This is a genomic window from Salmonella sp. NW38 (assembly GCF_051807745.1).
Lineage (GTDB): Bacteria > Pseudomonadota > Gammaproteobacteria > Enterobacterales > Enterobacteriaceae > Salmonella > Salmonella enterica.
This window is the reverse complement of the sequence record NZ_JAMMTO010000004.1, coordinates 337,406-352,031: the sequence shown is the minus strand read 5'-3', so window position 1 is coordinate 352,031 and position 14,626 is coordinate 337,406. Positions and strand designations below refer to the sequence as shown.

Annotated in this window: 14 protein-coding genes and 1 pseudogene; 10 read left to right on the top strand and 5 right to left on the bottom strand. The window is 53.4% G+C overall.

Annotation, left to right across the window (positions count from 1 at the left end):
- Positions 1-2: 2 nt before the first annotated feature.
- Complete coding sequence (locus NA624_RS09940) at positions 3-272, top strand: HPr family phosphocarrier protein (RefSeq protein WP_000621026.1); 270 nt, start codon at positions 3-5, stop codon at positions 270-272.
- 90 nt (positions 273-362) lie between these two features.
- Here the strand turns inward: NA624_RS09940 and NA624_RS09935 are convergent, their stop codons facing one another.
- Positions 363-686, bottom strand: coding sequence for a helix-turn-helix domain-containing protein (locus tag NA624_RS09935; protein WP_001274837.1), 324 nt, complete (start codon positions 684-686; stop codon positions 363-365).
- Positions 670-1,029 (bottom strand): type II toxin-antitoxin system RelE/ParE family toxin, encoded by a 360-nt coding sequence (locus NA624_RS09930; protein WP_001217952.1) that lies wholly within the window; start codon positions 1,027-1,029, stop codon positions 670-672. Before NA624_RS09930 ends, NA624_RS09935 begins: the two co-directional genes overlap by 17 nt.
- 215 nt (positions 1,030-1,244) lie before the next feature.
- On the opposite strand from NA624_RS09930, the gene nepI reads away from it, so the two are divergent.
- Positions 1,245-2,438, top strand: coding sequence for a purine ribonucleoside efflux pump NepI (gene nepI / locus NA624_RS09925; protein ID WP_001004800.1), 1,194 nt, complete (start codon positions 1,245-1,247; stop codon positions 2,436-2,438).
- Positions 2,439-2,497: 59 nt separating this feature from the next.
- Here nepI and NA624_RS09920 read toward each other — a convergent pair whose 3' ends face one another.
- Together NA624_RS09920 and NA624_RS09915 are read right to left on the bottom strand one after the other, a co-directional pair.
- Entirely contained in the window at positions 2,498-3,880 is a 1,383-nt protein-coding gene (locus NA624_RS09920) for a glycoside hydrolase family 1 protein (RefSeq protein ID WP_001270481.1), read from the bottom strand.
- 105 nt (positions 3,881-3,985) lie between these two features.
- Positions 3,986-4,279, bottom strand: a complete 294-nt coding sequence (locus NA624_RS09915; protein WP_000824213.1) for a YicS family protein — start codon at positions 4,277-4,279, stop codon at positions 3,986-3,988.
- Between the two features lie 196 nt (positions 4,280-4,475).
- Between NA624_RS09915 and dagR the strand changes: the two are divergent.
- The 8 genes and pseudogenes from dagR (at position 4,476) to NA624_RS09875 (ending at position 13,186) form a co-directional block, all read left to right on the top strand.
- Positions 4,476-7,274: pseudogene (dagR, locus tag NA624_RS09910) on the top strand (transcriptional regulator DagR).
- A 218-nt stretch (positions 7,275-7,492) separates the two neighbouring features.
- Positions 7,493-7,918 carry a PTS sugar transporter subunit IIA gene (locus NA624_RS09905; RefSeq protein WP_000214106.1) on the top strand — a complete coding sequence of 142 codons (426 nt, stop codon included), beginning with the start codon at positions 7,493-7,495 and terminating at the stop codon, positions 7,916-7,918.
- 10 nt (positions 7,919-7,928) lie between these two features.
- The gene (locus tag NA624_RS09900; protein ID WP_001284295.1) at positions 7,929-8,414 is read left to right on the top strand and encodes a PTS system mannose/fructose/N-acetylgalactosamine-transporter subunit IIB; all 486 of its coding nucleotides are present in this window, start codon (positions 7,929-7,931) and stop codon (positions 8,412-8,414) included.
- Positions 8,415-8,559: 145 nt separating this feature from the next.
- Positions 8,560-9,309 carry a PTS mannose/fructose/sorbose/N-acetylgalactosamine transporter subunit IIC gene (locus NA624_RS09895; protein ID WP_000380259.1) on the top strand — a complete coding sequence of 250 codons (750 nt, stop codon included), beginning with the start codon at positions 8,560-8,562 and terminating at the stop codon, positions 9,307-9,309.
- Entirely contained in the window at positions 9,306-10,166 is an 861-nt protein-coding gene (locus NA624_RS09890; protein ID WP_001526325.1) for a PTS system mannose/fructose/sorbose family transporter subunit IID, read from the top strand. Before NA624_RS09895 ends, NA624_RS09890 begins: the two co-directional genes overlap by 4 nt.
- 3 nt (positions 10,167-10,169) lie before the next feature.
- A complete protein-coding gene (gene dgaE / locus NA624_RS09885; RefSeq protein ID WP_000188471.1) occupies positions 10,170-11,279 on the top strand; it encodes a D-glucosaminate-6-phosphate ammonia lyase in 1,110 nt (369 codons plus the stop codon).
- Positions 11,266-12,009: a 2-dehydro-3-deoxy-phosphogluconate aldolase gene (gene dagF / locus NA624_RS09880; RefSeq protein ID WP_001186150.1), complete on the top strand. Its 744-nt coding sequence runs from the start codon at positions 11,266-11,268 to the stop codon at positions 12,007-12,009. The genes dgaE and dagF overlap by 14 nt, the downstream gene beginning before the upstream one ends.
- Positions 12,010-12,244: 235 nt before the next feature.
- The gene (locus tag NA624_RS09875) at positions 12,245-13,186 is read left to right on the top strand and encodes an Rpn family recombination-promoting nuclease/putative transposase (RefSeq protein WP_000749540.1); all 942 of its coding nucleotides are present in this window, start codon (positions 12,245-12,247) and stop codon (positions 13,184-13,186) included.
- Between the two features lie 42 nt (positions 13,187-13,228).
- Here NA624_RS09875 and NA624_RS09870 read toward each other — a convergent pair whose 3' ends face one another.
- The gene (locus NA624_RS09870; protein ID WP_000535970.1) at positions 13,229-14,131 is read right to left on the bottom strand and encodes an EamA family transporter; all 903 of its coding nucleotides are present in this window, start codon (positions 14,129-14,131) and stop codon (positions 13,229-13,231) included.
- Between the last annotated feature and the right edge of the window lie 495 nt (positions 14,132-14,626).

The window sequence follows — 14,626 nt, the reverse complement described above, 5'->3', positions numbered from 1 at the left end:
ATATGATTAGACAAAAAGTACGCGTTATGAACAGTACGGGGCTTCATGCGCGGCCAGCCGCTACGCTTGCGAAAATTGTCAAAAAATACCAGTCTTCATTAACGCTAGTTAATAATGACAAAGAAATTCCCATTAAAGGAATGATGAGTATTTTGGGGGCTGGCGTAAAGGGAAACACAATGATTGATTTAATTTGTGATGGACAGGATGAACTGGCTTTTATGGATGAATTAAAATCTGCATTTGCTGATGGCTTTGGTGAGTCAGTATAGTGCAATTCCCGTCAAACAGCGCAGGAAGTTGTAGAGGCTTCCTGCACTCATTATCGTATGAATAGCCTTAACAGACCATCGGTAAAACCCTCATACCAGCACCTTTAGCCCGTGTTTTTGGACAACATTAAGTAGTTTCAGTGACATCCCGCTGGGACGCTTGGCGCCGCTTTCCCACTTTTGAACCGTTGATACGCTGGTATTCAGGTACCGAGCGAAAACCGGCTGGCTAACGTTGAGTTTTTCGCGTAACGCTTTTATTTCAAGTGGCTGCAGGTCTTTGATGCTGCTTAAGCAGGCCGTGTCAAAACTGCGCATTGTCTCCTGGGGAATGGCATCCACGCTAAATAATCCAGCTGCCGCGCTATGAATCGCTTCAAAGGCAGGGCTTTTGAATTTAGTTTTTGCTGACATGGCGCACCTCTACCAGTTCTTTGTTATTAATGAGTGCCGTTATCTGATCTTCGGTCAGGCAAGCATAGTGTTTTGCTAACTCACGGAAACCCGCGAGTTCGCGATAGCTAATGTTGGCCATATCCTGTTTGGCATACAGGAAGGTGTAAAACCAATGTTCGTCTCCCTTTGCCAACACGATTGCGCGATCGCGATTTTGATTGAGACGTTTTTTATAAACTCCGCCGCCAAGATTATCTGCTTTTCCTTGCAGTACGGCGTTGATGGCCTCGCTTAACTCGTCGTCTTTTATCGTGTGGGACTTCGCTTCTCTGTTAAACCACCTGGTTTTGAAGATTCGCATCAGGTTGACATCCTGTAATCTAAAGTATAGCACCAGGTGATACACTATGTCTTACCTTTTGGTTTTGCACGCAGCGAGAGAAGATAATTCTCAACGCTCGACCAGCCTCGCAAAATGCAGCGCAACAATGTCAGTTGCTAAAACGTTAATCAGATCACATTTTGTAATGTTACACTGCGTGGATTTTCCGCACTAAAACGACTCAGGTAACCACAATGAATGAAAATATCGCAGAAAAATTCCGCGCTGATGGGGTTGCCAGGCCTAATTGGTCAGCCGTTTTTGCCGTAGCGTTTTGTGTCGCCTGCCTGATTACCGTTGAGTTTTTGCCCGTTAGTCTGTTGACGCCGATGGCGCAGGATCTGGGGATCTCCGAGGGCGTCGCCGGTCAGTCGGTCACCGTTACGGCATTTGTCGCGATGTTTTCCAGCCTGTTCATTACCCAGATTATTCAGGCGACCGACAGGCGTTATATCGTTATTCTGTTCGCCGTTTTGCTGACGGCTTCTTGTCTGATGGTCTCCTTTGCCAACAGCTTTACGCTGCTATTGCTGGGCCGCGCCTGTCTTGGGTTGGCGCTGGGCGGATTCTGGGCGATGTCGGCGTCGCTGACCATGCGACTGGTTCCCGCGCGTACCGTGCCGAAAGCGCTGTCGGTGATTTTTGGCGCGGTTTCCATCGCGTTAGTGATCGCCGCGCCGCTGGGCAGTTTTTTGGGCGGTATTATTGGCTGGCGTAATGTCTTTAACGCCGCTGCGGTGATGGGCGTACTGTGCGTCATCTGGGTGGTGAAATCACTGCCGTCGCTGCCGGGCGAACCTTCTCACCAGAAACAGAATATGTTTAGCCTGTTGCAACGCCCTGGCGTGATGGCCGGGATGATCGCCATCTTTATGTCTTTTGCCGGGCAGTTCGCTTTCTTTACCTATATTCGCCCGGTCTATATGAATCTGGCGGGCTTTGACGTTGATGGTCTGACGCTGGTGTTGCTAAGTTTTGGTATTGCCAGCTTCGTTGGTACTTCTTTCTCATCTTATGTCCTGAAACGTTCGGTAAAACTGGCGCTGGCCGGTGCGCCGCTGCTACTGGCGCTGAGCGCGCTGACGCTCATTGTGTGGGGAAGCGACAAAACCGTGGCGGCGGTCATAGCGATTATCTGGGGACTGGCGTTTGCGCTGGTGCCGGTGGGATGGTCAACGTGGATCACTCGTTCCCTTGCCGATCAGGCGGAAAAAGCCGGTTCCATCCAGGTCGCGGTGATTCAACTGGCAAATACCTGTGGCGCGGCAGTGGGCGGTTATGCGCTCGACAATTTCGGGCTGCTTTCGCCGCTGGCGCTTTCCGGCGGACTGATGCTGTTGACGGCATTAGTCGTGGCGGCGAAAGTCCGTATTACGCCAATGAGTTGATATTGCTGCCATTTGTAGGCCGGATACGACGTTAGTCGTCATCCGGCAATAATAAACGCTTAATCAAAACCGTTATGCTCTGCGGTGGCGGCAAACCATTCTCCGCTTTTTTTCACCGTGCGCGTTTGGGTGGCTAAATCCAGTTGTACAAAACCATAGCGATTTTTATAGCCGTTCAGCCATGACCAGTTATCGATAAAGGTCCACATGTGGTAGCCAAGACAGTGACAGCCCTCGCTAATGCCTTTATGCAGCCATTTAAGATGCTCAGAGATAAAGTCAATCCGGTAATCATCGTGAATCTGTCCCGCTTGCACAAAACGCTGCTCGTTCTCAACGCCCATCCCGTTTTCGGAGATAAAACAGCGCGGATTGCCGTAATTATCCCGCAGGTTGGTGATGATGTCGTAAATTCCTGGCGCGTAAATTTCCCAGCCGCGGTAAGGGTTCATCTTGCGCCCCGGCATGTCGTAATAGTCAAATAACCACTCCGGCATAAACGGCGCTTGCGGATTCACCGCCGTATCACGGCATTTCACGCGGCGCGGCTGATAATAGTTAATCCCCAGTAAATCGATTTTGCCGTCGGTAATAAGCTGACGATCGCCTGGCTGACAGGCAGGCAACTGATCATAGGTTTTCAGCAGCGCCACCAAGTCCGCCGGGTATTCTCCCTTTAATACCGGGTCAAGAAAACTGCGGTTGAATAACAGATCCGCATGATGCGCGGCTTGCACATCGGCGGGATGCTGCGAGCGTGGGTAGGACGGCGTCAGATTCAGCACTACGCCGATTTCACCGTCGTAGCGCCCGGCGCGCCAGGCGCGCACGGCGGTCGAGTGCGCCAGCACGGTATGGTACGCCACGGTGGCTGCACGTTTAAAATCCACCACATTGGGATAGTGGAAGTCGTACAAATAGCCGCCTTCCACCGGCACAATCGGCTCGTTAAAGGTAAACCAGTGCTTCACGCGGTCGCCAAACAAGGTAAAACACGTTTGCGCGTACCGACCAAACGCCTCTACGACGTCGCGATTTTCCCAGCCGCCTTTCTCCTGCATGACCATCGGCATATCAAAATGGAACAGCGTAATAAACGGCGTGATGCCCTGCGCCAGTAGCTCGTCGATGACGTGATTGTAGAAGCTCACCGCTTGTGGATTCACCTCGCCTACGCCGTCTGGAATGAGCCGCGCCCAGCTTAGCGAGGTGCGAAAACTGTTGTGTTTTAACTGTTTCAGTAGCGCGATGTCTTGCTTCCAGTGGCGATAGAACGTTGAGGTTTCTGCTGGACCGATGCCCTGATGAAAACGACCCGGCTGGCGCTCGAACCACACATCCCACGTGGTCTGGCTTTTACCGCCATTCAGACTATCCCCTTCGGTTTGCAACGCTGAGCAGGCGCTGCCCCACCAGAAGTTATCGGGAAAACGGTATCGCATTGTCGTGCTCCTTGATCGCGTAAATTCGCTCCAGAATACGCGGTTTTGGCGAACAGAAACCGGTTACAGTCCGCATTTTCGCGACCAAAAAACGGAAAAGGTGTGCTACATCTCCGGGCATTCCACCTTGCCGAGAGCCTGCCAGTAGTTATGCTGATTGTTGCGCTCTATCGCGATCATCGCCTCCCGAATATGCTGCTGGTTCCCCTCGCTCGCCATGATTTTTTTCTCCCAGGCTTCATCGGTTAGCGCGCCTTTGGGCGTACACATTTTGCGCAAATCCTTTAAAATCGTGGTTTTTTCATGCGCCGACTGGAGTGAGCTAAACGGAGAGTCGGCATACGTGACGCCCGGTAGCGCGACAAGCGCGGCAATAAGCAGAAGCGTTTTTCGTTTCATAAACGGTATCCTTATCGGTTTGCACTTTTTCAAGAGTAAGTGTAGACCGTGCGACGTTCACTCATCGGGGCGTGCTATCCGTTGGCGTTGAAGTCAGGCAAAAGTGGGAAGGCGGTTTCTCGCTGCGCCTTCACTTTCTTGCGTGGCAGAATAGTGTATGTTCTGACTACTCTTTTATTTTGTAAGCGGTAGTGTAATGAGACGTATTGAGATCGTACTGGGAGAGCTGGAACGGCTGACGCGCGGGCTATGTCTTGCCGATTTGGCGCAGGAGACGGCGTTTACGGCGGAGGCGATAGGTTTCAATCTTGGGCTGGCGCGTAACTCCGTCAGCAAAGATCTCAATCAGTTATGGAATGACGGCCTGGCAATCAAAAGCCGTGGCCGCCCGGTCTATTTTTTGCATCGCCAGGCGCTGGAAACGTTGCTGGGACGTCAGCTGGAAGAGTCTGAACGCGAGGTGCGGTCGGTGGCGGATGTGCTGCCGCATGAAGAGCATTACGCGCCTGACGATCCGTTTACCAGCCTGATTGGTTACGATCGCAGCCTGCGCGATGCGGTAGAAAAAGGCCGTGCGGCGGTGCTCTATCCGCACGGTTTACACGTTCTGCTTACCGGACCGTCCGGCGTCGGTAAAACCTTTTTTGCGGAACTGATGCACCGTTTCGCCTGTGAACAGGCGAGCGGCGCTATCCCGCCGCTGGTCTACTTTAACTGCGCGGAATACGCCCATAACCCGGAACTGCTCTCCTCGCATCTGTTTGGTCATCGGCAGGGGGCGTTTACCGGCGCGAATGAACATAAAACAGGCCTCGTGGAGCAGGCGGACGGTGGTTATCTGTTGCTGGACGAGGTGCACCGTCTGTCTTATGAAGGGCAGGAAAAGCTGTTCTCTATTCTGGATAAAGGCGAGTACCGTCCGCTCGGCGTGAGCAGCCAGCCGCGATCAATTTCGGTACGCCTGATTTGCGCCACTACCGAGCCGGTCGGGTCGGCGCTGTTACGTACTTTCCAGCGGCGTATTCAGGTATGCATTGATTTGCCGGGCATTCGCCAGCGCTCCGTTGAAGAACAGATCGAACTGATCGTGGGGTTCTTACAGCGGGAAAGCCGCAAAATAGAACGCACGGTCAGCATTGATAAACCGTTGTTGCTCTGGTTGCTGAATAAACCCCTGGAAGGCAATATCGGTCAGCTAAAAAGCGATATTCAGTTTCTTTGCGCTCAGGCGTGGGCATCGGGAATGACCGAGCATAACGACACGCTACAGCTGGATAAGCGGCTGGCGGAGATGTCGGTTAACCCGACGCCGGAACAGCGTCTATTGGTGGATACTCTGTTTGACGGTAAAGCGCGGCTAAATATAGACGCGCGCACGCTGCCCGCATTGAAGACGTCGCTGGCGACCGGGGCGGAAATTGAAGAGAGCGACCTCTTTTACAGCTTCCTGACGCGCGAATATGTTAATTTGCGCAACAGTAACGTCCCCCCGGCGGAGACGCTGGCGATCCTGAAAAATAAACTCAGCTCGATTTTTGAATACGGTCTCTACAGCCGCGACAGCGTGGCGCATCCGCCGCGCTATGGCGACCAGATTGAAGAGCGCGTGACGCTGCTGATTGGCTGCGTAGAGCAGGTGTTGGGCTTTTCGCTGCCGGAAAATCTGGTTAACCCACTGCGTAAACACTTCCTGGCGCTGATAGGCTACGTGCAGCGCGGCCTGATCCCGCAGCTTTACTCTTCCAGTTTGATCCTGGATCGCTGCAAAGACGAATATGACAACGCCGCGCTGCTGTGTCGGAAAATCAACGAACTGCTGCATATTCAGTGTCCGGCGACGGAAGTGGTCTGGCTATGCTTGTTCCTGAAAGAGTGCCGCCATTATCGTCAGCGCATCGATGCCAGTCCCGACTGCGGGGTCATTTTGATCGCCCACGGCGCGACCACCGCCACCAGTCAGGCGCAATATGTCAACCGTGTGCTGGAGCGCGAGCTGTTCAGCGCCATCGACATGCCGTTTGAACAGTCGGTGCATGACACGCTGGAAACGCTGACCCAAATGATTCAAACCCGCTAATATCGGCGGCTTATCCTGTTGGTGGACATCGGTTCATTGATCCATTTTGGCAGTACGATCAGTAAGTTATTCCAGATAGATGTTTTGCTCATGCCGAACATCACGCTGACCAGTCTGCTGGAAGTCGGGCTGGATTTAAGCTATGAAACCAGCGATTTACCACAGCTGACGGCGCTCCTGCAGAGTAAAAATATCCCCTGCCAGCTTTGTACGCCGCAGCAGGAGAACGGCGGCAAAGTGCTGGTCGTCTCCTGTATTACCGGCATGGGAACGGCGGAAAAAATCAAAAAGGTGCTGGAGGAGAGCTTTGGCGAACTGATGTCGCAAGATACCAGGATGGTGATCCTTGATTATAACGAGGTACGTAGTCTGGAGCGCGTTCAGCAGGCATTGAATGCCAGCGAGCGGCTGGCGGGGATTGTCGGCACTTTCCAGCCGGGGCTGCCGGATATTCCGTTTATTTCGCTGGAAGAGCTTTTCTCCGAACAAGGGCCGGAACTGGTGTTGAGCCTGTTAACGCCCGATCTGTCCAACGCTGAACGCCGTCTGGAGATGGAGCGCAGCGCGATGCGCTTTATCAGCGCGCTAACGATGGAGAGCATCATCAACCATATTTCCGTGCTTAACCCGCAGCGTATTCTGAAAGAGATGGAGGGCGTTTTTAACCATCTGACGTCTTCGCTTCCCCTGAAACCAAGCCGCCAGGTGACACTGCGCTTCCTGATCCACTGCTGCTGTATGGTAGAGCGTATTGTGATTAACCGAAAACCGTTACAGATGGCGTTGGAAAGTCAGCCGAATCTGGACGCGCGCGCGTTTAGTGTCATCAAATCCGCTTTTCTGCCGATCGAAGATGCCTACGCCATCCGTTTATCAGATGCGGAATATTTTTATATCTACGAACTGCTCTATAGCTAATCCTTTTACTGGCGGGGCTTCGCGCCTCGCCAGACCTTTCTTCTTCCTCGCGTGACACAAATTCTGGCACAACCTTTGCTCTTCTGATGATGCGTTATGCCGGATAGCGGCGTAAACGCCTTATCCGGCCTACCGGGAGTGTCCTGTAGGCCCGGTAAGCGCAGTGCCACCGGGCAATATATGCCGGTGTCCTCATGTAATTGCGCCAGGAGGCCATTTTGACTACCACACAACCGTTGCCCCACATCCTGCTGCTGACGCATGGCGGCTGGGGACAACCGCTTTGCAACAGCCTGCGTATGGTCACGGGCGAAATTAAAGGCGTGACGGAAATCGCGCTAATGCCTGTCGATACGCTGGGCGAGTTTTATCAACGCGTCGAGGCCGTGGTGAAAACGCTGCCGGAAGGCTCGCTGATCCTGACAGATTTTGTCGGCGGCACGACGTCCAACGTCGCGGCACGGCTAAGCGCCGATTATCCGGTGGCGGTGATTGCCGGACTGAATGCGTCGCTACTGCTGGAGGCGCTGGACAGGCGCGAACAAGGGATGCTAACCGCCTGCGTGGATGAGTTAGTTGAGGCCGGGCGCAGTAGCTGCCTGGATGTGGTCGCCCATGTACGTCAGCTACAACAATCACTCTAAGGAAAACATCATGGCCAATATCGTTTTATGCCGCATCGACAGCCGTCTCATTCATGGGCAGGTTGTCACGAAGTGGGTCGGACAATCTCAGGCGAACCGGATAGCCGTTGTGAGTGATGAACTGGATGCCGATCCGTTTATGAAAAATATCTACCTGATGGCCGCGCCGCCAAATATCAAAGTGGATTGCTTCGGCAACCAGAGTTTTGCCGCTGCATGGAAAGAAAATCAGCTTGGCGACGGTAACGTGCTGGTGCTTTTTCCCTCACTGGCGGCGGTGCAGGACGCCATACAACTAGGCTTTGACGTTACCCGCATTCAGGTTGGCGGTCTCGGCGGCGGGCCAAACCGCAAGGCGGTTTTTCAGAATATTACGCTGGATGAAAAAGACGTCGGCATTCTTAACGACCTGAAAAACCGTGGCGTTCAGGTATTTTTCCAGACCATCCCGGAAGATAAGCCGCAGCCGCTCGACGATATCCTGAAAAAATTCTAACCCTTTAATAGACACAAAATCATTCTGGATGCATCGAGGCGGCAACTGAGTGAATCCCCTGGAGCTTACTAAAGTAAGTGACTGGGGTGAGCGAAGGCAGCCAACAAAGAGGCAGCCTGAAGGATGAAGTGTATAGGATAACACTATGGATACCTTACTCTTTGCAAGCCTGATGGGGTTGTATTACTGGTTTGCCCGTTTACGCCTCGGCTACACCTTCTCCGCGATGCTGTTACAACCGGTGGTGATCGCGGTATTTGTCGGGCTTTTGCTTGGCAATATGCAGACTGCGATGATCATCGGCGCAGGGATGCAGCTCGTTTATTTGGGCGTGACCTCAACGCCGGGCGGCAACGTGCCGTCGGACCCGGCGCTGGCGGCCTGTATCTCCATTCCTATCGCGGTGAAGGCCGGTATGGACCCAAACCTGGCGATCGCGCTGGCAATCCCGTTTGGCGTGATTGGCGTGTTTCTCGATCAGCTGAGGCGCACGCTGAACGCCGCCTGGGTGCATATGGCGGATAAACACGCGGAAACGGCAAACATGGCGGGCATCATGCGTTGCGCCTTTCTTTACCCGGCATTGCTGGGGCTGGTGCTGCGCTTCCCGGTGGTCTTTGCCGCTAACTACTTTGGCCAGGATGTGGTGGAAAGTTTCCTTAAACTGATGCCGCACTGGTTAACCCACTCCTTTGAAATCATGGGCGGCATTCTGCCGGCGCTGGGCTTTGCCATCACCATTATGGTGATCGGTAAAAAGAGCCTGTTGCCGTGGTTTATCGGCGGGTTCTTCGCGGTGTTGTACCTCAAGGTCGACATCATGGCGATGGCCATCTTCGGCACCTGTGTCGCCTTCCTGATTAAAGGCCTGGCGAAAAATGAAGGAGCAGCATGATGAGCAGTGACGTAATGCAGCATGAACTGGTTGAGCGCGCGCGGGAAAGCGGGGCGCTGACCAAAGCAGATATCACCAAAGCCTGGTTTATCTACTGGCTGGGCGCCGAGGTTTCCAGCTCCTATGAGCGCTTACAAAGCCTGATTTTCTGCGCCTCGATGACGCCGATCATCAAAAAACTCTACCCGCAAAAAGAGGAGCAGGTAGAAGCGCTAAAACGCCACCTTAACTTCTTTAACTCCGAGCAGACCTTCGGCGCGGTGATTCAGGGCATCTCTATTGCCATGGAAGAACAAAAAACGCGCGGCGAGCCGATTAACGACTCGTCTATCACCGGCATTAAAACTGGCCTGATGGGGCCGCTTGCCGGGATGGGCGACTCGATTATCTGGGCGGCGGTGATGCCGCTGTTGATAGCGATCTTTATTCCGTTCGCGGCAAATGGCAGCGCGATGGGCGGTATTATCCCGCTGATTCTCTACCCGGCGATCACCCTGGCGATCAGCTACGGTATGGTCCACAAGGGATATACGCTGGGGCGTGATTCGATTATCGGCCTGCTGCAAGGGGGGCGAATCAAAGAACTGATCTACGGGGCCAACGTGCTGGGTTTGATCATGATGGGCGCGCTTTCCGCCAGCTACGTCAAAATCACCACGCCGTTAAAAATTAGCGCTTTGAAAGGATCTGAAGTGGTGGTTCAGCAGATCCTCGACTCTATCGCGCCGGGCTTACTGCCACTGGCGGCGGTATTCGCCATCTACTTCTATCTGGTAAAAAAAGGGCCGCGCTACACCACCATTTTACTGTCGATTGTCGCACTGAGCATAGTCTGTTCGTTGTTGGGAGTGCTGTAAATCATGACGCCGAATATCTATCAACAACTGGGGTTGAAAAAGGTCATTAACGCCTGCGGCAAAATGACCATTCTGGGCGTCTCAAGCGTCGCGCCGGAGGTCATGCAGGCCACCGCGCGCGCGGCTTCCGCTTTCGTCGAGATTGACGCGCTGGTGGAAAAAACCGGCGAACTGGTATCGCGCTATACGGGTGCTGAAGATAGCTATATCACCTCGTGCGCCTCGGCGGGTATTGCCATTGCCGTCGCTGCCGCTATCACCCACGGCGATCGGGCGCGCGTCGCCCTGATGCCGGACAGTACCGGTATGGCCAATGAGGTGGTGATGCTGCGCGGGCATAATGTGGACTACGGCGCGCCAGTCACCAGCGCCATTCGTCTTGGCGGCGGGCGCATAGTGGAAGTGGGGTCGAGCAATCTGGCGGCCCGCTGGCAACTGGAAAGCGCCATTAACGAAAAGACCGCCGCGCTACTGTATGTGAAATCACACCATTGCGTACAGAAAGGCATGTTGAGCATTGACGATTTTGTACAGGTGGCGCAGGCCAACCAACTGCCGTTGATTGTCGATGCCGCGGCGGAAGAGGATTTGCGCGGCTGGGTGGCGAGCGGCGCGGATATGGTTATCTATAGCGGCGCGAAAGCCTTTAATGCGCCAACCTCTGGCTTTATCACTGGTAGGAAAACGTGGATTGCCGCCTGCAAAGCGCAGCACCAGGGGATTGCCAGGGCGATGAAAATTGGCAAGGAAAACATGGTTGGGCTGGTGTATGCGCTGGAGAATTACCACCAGGACCAGACGACCGTGACCGCAGCACAGTTACAGCCGGTCGCGGAAGCGATTTCCGCCATCCATGGTCTTTATGCCGATATCGAACAGGATGAAGCCGGGCGTGCAATCTGGCGTATTCGTGTGCGGGTGAACGCATCTGAATTGGGGCTGAATGCGCAGGACGTCGAAGCGCAGTTGCGCGGCGGTGAGATAGCGATTTACGCCCGCAAATATCAGCTTCATCAGGGGGTTTTTAGCCTCGATCCACGCACGGTAGCCGAAGGGGAAATGGCATTGATTGTGGCGCGACTCAGGGAGATTGCAGAACATGCAGCAGATTAATTTTTATCGTCAGCGGGTAGCGATTAACGTGCTGGCAAAGGATATCGCCAACGCGAAGGCTATCTATGAAGCCGCCGAAGGCCATGCGGTCATTGGCGTACTTTCCGCGCAGTTCGCTACGGTAGAAGAGGGCGTGCCGGAGGTGAAACGCTGGATGGCGGAGGTGCCGTCAATCTCAGTGGGTCTGGGCGCAGGCGACCCGGCGCAGTACTACAAAGCGGCGATGATTGCCGCCCATACTCACCCGGCCCACGTCAACCAGACTTTTACCGGCAGCGGCTTCGCAGCGGGCGCACTGGCGGCGACAGGCGGCGAGCAAACACATATTAACGCCCTGGTCAGCCCGACGGGAACGCCTGGCGAGGTGGTGATTTCTACCGGCGTCAGCAGCAGCCAGGGAACGCCAGCCCGCGTTTCCTGTGAAGCGGCGGTACGCATGATGCAGGATATGGGCGCACATGCGGCGAAGTTTTTCCCGATGGGCGGCGAGAAGTCGTTACCGGAACTCTATGCGCTGGCGACAACCGCCGCCCGCCAAGGCATGACGCTCATCGAGCCGACCGGCGGTATCTCACTGGATAATTTCGGTATTATCCTGCAAACCTGCCTGGAGGCAGGCGTGCCGCGCGTCATGCCGCATGTTTACAGCTCGATTATCGATCCGCAAACCGGCAATACGCGCCCCGAAGACGTCATTCGGTTGATGGAGATAGTTAAAGCGCTGGTGTGAGATTTATCGCCGAAGAGCGCTGCGTTTACCTGGCCTACAGATGACGTGTATTTGTAGGCCCGGTTAGCGTTACGCTACCGGGCGATAATGCGTAGCAGGCCGGGCAAAAATGTACGTATTGCAGCCGTCAGTGATTCCCTTTCGGGCCTCCTCGCAGGGTTAAATTTTCCTGAATGCTGCCTGTATTTTTGGCGAGTACAGTGGCGTCATCTTATTCCTCAGGTGACGGATCGCCATGAAAAAAAGCCCCACGTCCACGCCCCATGATGCGGTATTCAAAACGTTTTTACGCCATCCGGATACCGCGCGGGATTTTCTCAATATTCATCTTCCCCATTCGCTAAGAATACGTTGCGATCTGACGACGTTGAAACTGGCGCCGGACAGTTTTATCGAGAAAAATTTACGCGCGTTTTATTCCGATGTCCTTTGGTCGCTAAAAACGTGTGAAGGCGACGGTTATATCTATGTCGTTATAGAGCATCAGAGTACGCCGGACGCGCATATGGCGTTCCGGTTAATGCGTTACGCGACTGCCGCGATGCAGCGCCATCTGGATGCTGGCCATAAAACGTTACCGCTGGTGATTCCCATGCTGTTTTACCATGGCGCGAAAAGCCCGTATCCCTTTTCGCTGTGCTGGCTGGATGAGTTTGACGATCCTGCACTGGCGCGTCAGCTTTATGCGACGGCATTTCCACTGGTAGACATTACGGTGGTGCCGGATAACGAGATTATGCAGCATCGACGTATCGCGATGCTGGAGCTGGTACAAAAGCATATACGTCAGCGCGACCTGATGGGATTGGTCGAGCGCTTAGCGGTACTTCTGATTACGGGAAACGCTAATGACAGTCAGCTAAAAGCGCTGTTTAATTATTTGCTAATACAGCATGGCAGCACGCCTCGTTTTGGCAAGTTTATCCGCGAGGTGGCGCGTCGTGTTCCCCAACACAAGGAGAGATTAATGACGATCGTAGACAGAATACGTGAATCGGGGCGCAGAAAAGGTAAGCGTGAAGGCGTGCAACAAGGCATACAGCAAGGTATACATCAAGGTAAGCAGGAGGAAGCCTTGCGTATTGCGCATACGATGCTGGAACAGGGGATCGAGCGAGAGATGGTGCTGATGATTACCGGGCTTTCTGACGAAGAGATTAAGGCAAAGCGCCATTAAACTTTTCCCTCTTCCGCCCGGTCATCGTGATTATCAACGGCGTTAAGCGGCCCGCGCGCGTCGACGGGAATCGAGGGAGATCAGAATCACTGACGAGAGAATGAGCAGCGTGCCCAGCCAGTCCGGCAAGGTAAAACTAATCCCCAACAGCAGCAGCGACAGCAGGGCGCTGCTTAACGGTTCCGCGCAGCTTAAAATGCTGGCCTTGGGGCCACCAATCAGTTGCGCGCCTTTCAAATACAGGCTGAACGTCAGCGACGTACCGATCACCACAAGGTAGAAAAAGGCCAGAATCAGACTGCCGCTCACCGCAAAGTGCGTTCCTTCTTTAGCGTAGAAGGGCAGCAGAATAAGGCCGCCAAAGGACATACTCCAGCCGACCACTGGCAGTGTGCCGTATTGGGCGATTAGCCTGGAAGGCCAGGTCGTATAAAAGGCGGCGGCAAATGCGGAGGCGATACCCCAGAACAGCGCGCCTGAAGAGATCGACAGCGATGTTGGATTGCCGTGAGTGACCAGTAAAAAGGTGCCGATAAGCGATGTAAGAATGGCGGTTAAGACCAGAATGCCTGGTCGTGTTCTTCGCGCTAATGCAAACCACGCTACAATAATGGTCGGCGATAAAAATTGCAGCACTGTCGCGGTGGCAGCATTGGATTTTTCAATCGTGAGCAGGAAGGTTAGCTGAACGGTGAGCGCGCCCACCACGGAGAAAATCAGCAGACTCAGTGCATCTTTGCGGTTTTTAAGAATTGAAAATATCTTATCGCCGTGCATAAAGGAGAAGGTCACCAGTATCAGCCCGGCGAATAACAAACGTATCATCGTCAGGAACTGTGACGACATACGGCTTTGCTCCATGATGTACTGCGCGCAAACGCCTGAACTCCCCCACAATACGGCGGCAATCAGGACGTTTAGCATCCCTTTTCTGGTGGAACCCATTTTTTCCTCGTCATGTTGTTTTATTTTTTTACGTGCAGGCATCATAACAGAGCTATCGCCGGCATTAAGCAGGAATTTATTGTTTAATGATTTCAGACGAGCCTGTTATTGACATAATATTGTCATTTTTTTGTCATAGAAAATATCAAACAAACTTAAACAAATCGTCACTATCCCCGCCTTTGCACTTTACAGAACATATTGACTGACTATAATAAGCGCAAATTCATGCAGGAGTAATATGTTGGACAGTCACTTTTACGTAAATCATCTGGCAAGTTAACGCACGCTATTCCTGCGCTGCTTGCCGAACCGGTGGGCAGCAATCTCCCCTTGTGACGATTGTCATCCCAATAATGTTACAACACGCGCATTGTCGCGAGGTAATCGTCATGTTCATGTTTAAACACGCTTTATTTCCTCCGCCGTTAACACGACGCTAATTGCCTCAGGGCAGAGATTTGTCGTGTGCTAAATATAGCACGTACTTATTCT

Bases quoted from the DNA above. Each gene is read 5' to 3' on its own strand.
- NA624_RS09920 (WP_001270481.1), bottom strand. From the start codon at position 3,880: ATGCGATACCGTTTTCCCGATAACTTCTGGTGGGGCAGCGCCTGCTCA.
- NA624_RS09935 (WP_001274837.1), bottom strand. From the start codon at position 686: ATGTCAGCAAAAACTAAATTCAAAAGCCCTGCCTTTGAAGCGATTCAT.
- NA624_RS09930 (WP_001217952.1), bottom strand. From the start codon at position 1,029: ATGCGAATCTTCAAAACCAGGTGGTTTAACAGAGAAGCGAAGTCCCAC.
- NA624_RS09940 (WP_000621026.1), top strand. From the start codon at position 3: ATGATTAGACAAAAAGTACGCGTTATGAACAGTACGGGGCTTCATGCG.
- NA624_RS09890 (WP_001526325.1), top strand. From the start codon at position 9,306: ATGATGAGCAGTGACGTAATGCAGCATGAACTGGTTGAGCGCGCGCGG.
- NA624_RS09870 (WP_000535970.1), bottom strand. From the start codon at position 14,131: ATGGGTTCCACCAGAAAAGGGATGCTAAACGTCCTGATTGCCGCCGTA.
- dgaE (WP_000188471.1), top strand. From the start codon at position 10,170: ATGACGCCGAATATCTATCAACAACTGGGGTTGAAAAAGGTCATTAAC.
- NA624_RS09875 (WP_000749540.1), top strand. From the start codon at position 12,245: ATGAAAAAAAGCCCCACGTCCACGCCCCATGATGCGGTATTCAAAACG.
- NA624_RS09895 (WP_000380259.1), top strand. From the start codon at position 8,560: ATGGATACCTTACTCTTTGCAAGCCTGATGGGGTTGTATTACTGGTTT.
- nepI (WP_001004800.1), top strand. From the start codon at position 1,245: ATGAATGAAAATATCGCAGAAAAATTCCGCGCTGATGGGGTTGCCAGG.
- dagF (WP_001186150.1), top strand. From the start codon at position 11,266: ATGCAGCAGATTAATTTTTATCGTCAGCGGGTAGCGATTAACGTGCTG.
- NA624_RS09915 (WP_000824213.1), bottom strand. From the start codon at position 4,279: ATGAAACGAAAAACGCTTCTGCTTATTGCCGCGCTTGTCGCGCTACCG.
- NA624_RS09900 (WP_001284295.1), top strand. From the start codon at position 7,929: ATGGCCAATATCGTTTTATGCCGCATCGACAGCCGTCTCATTCATGGG.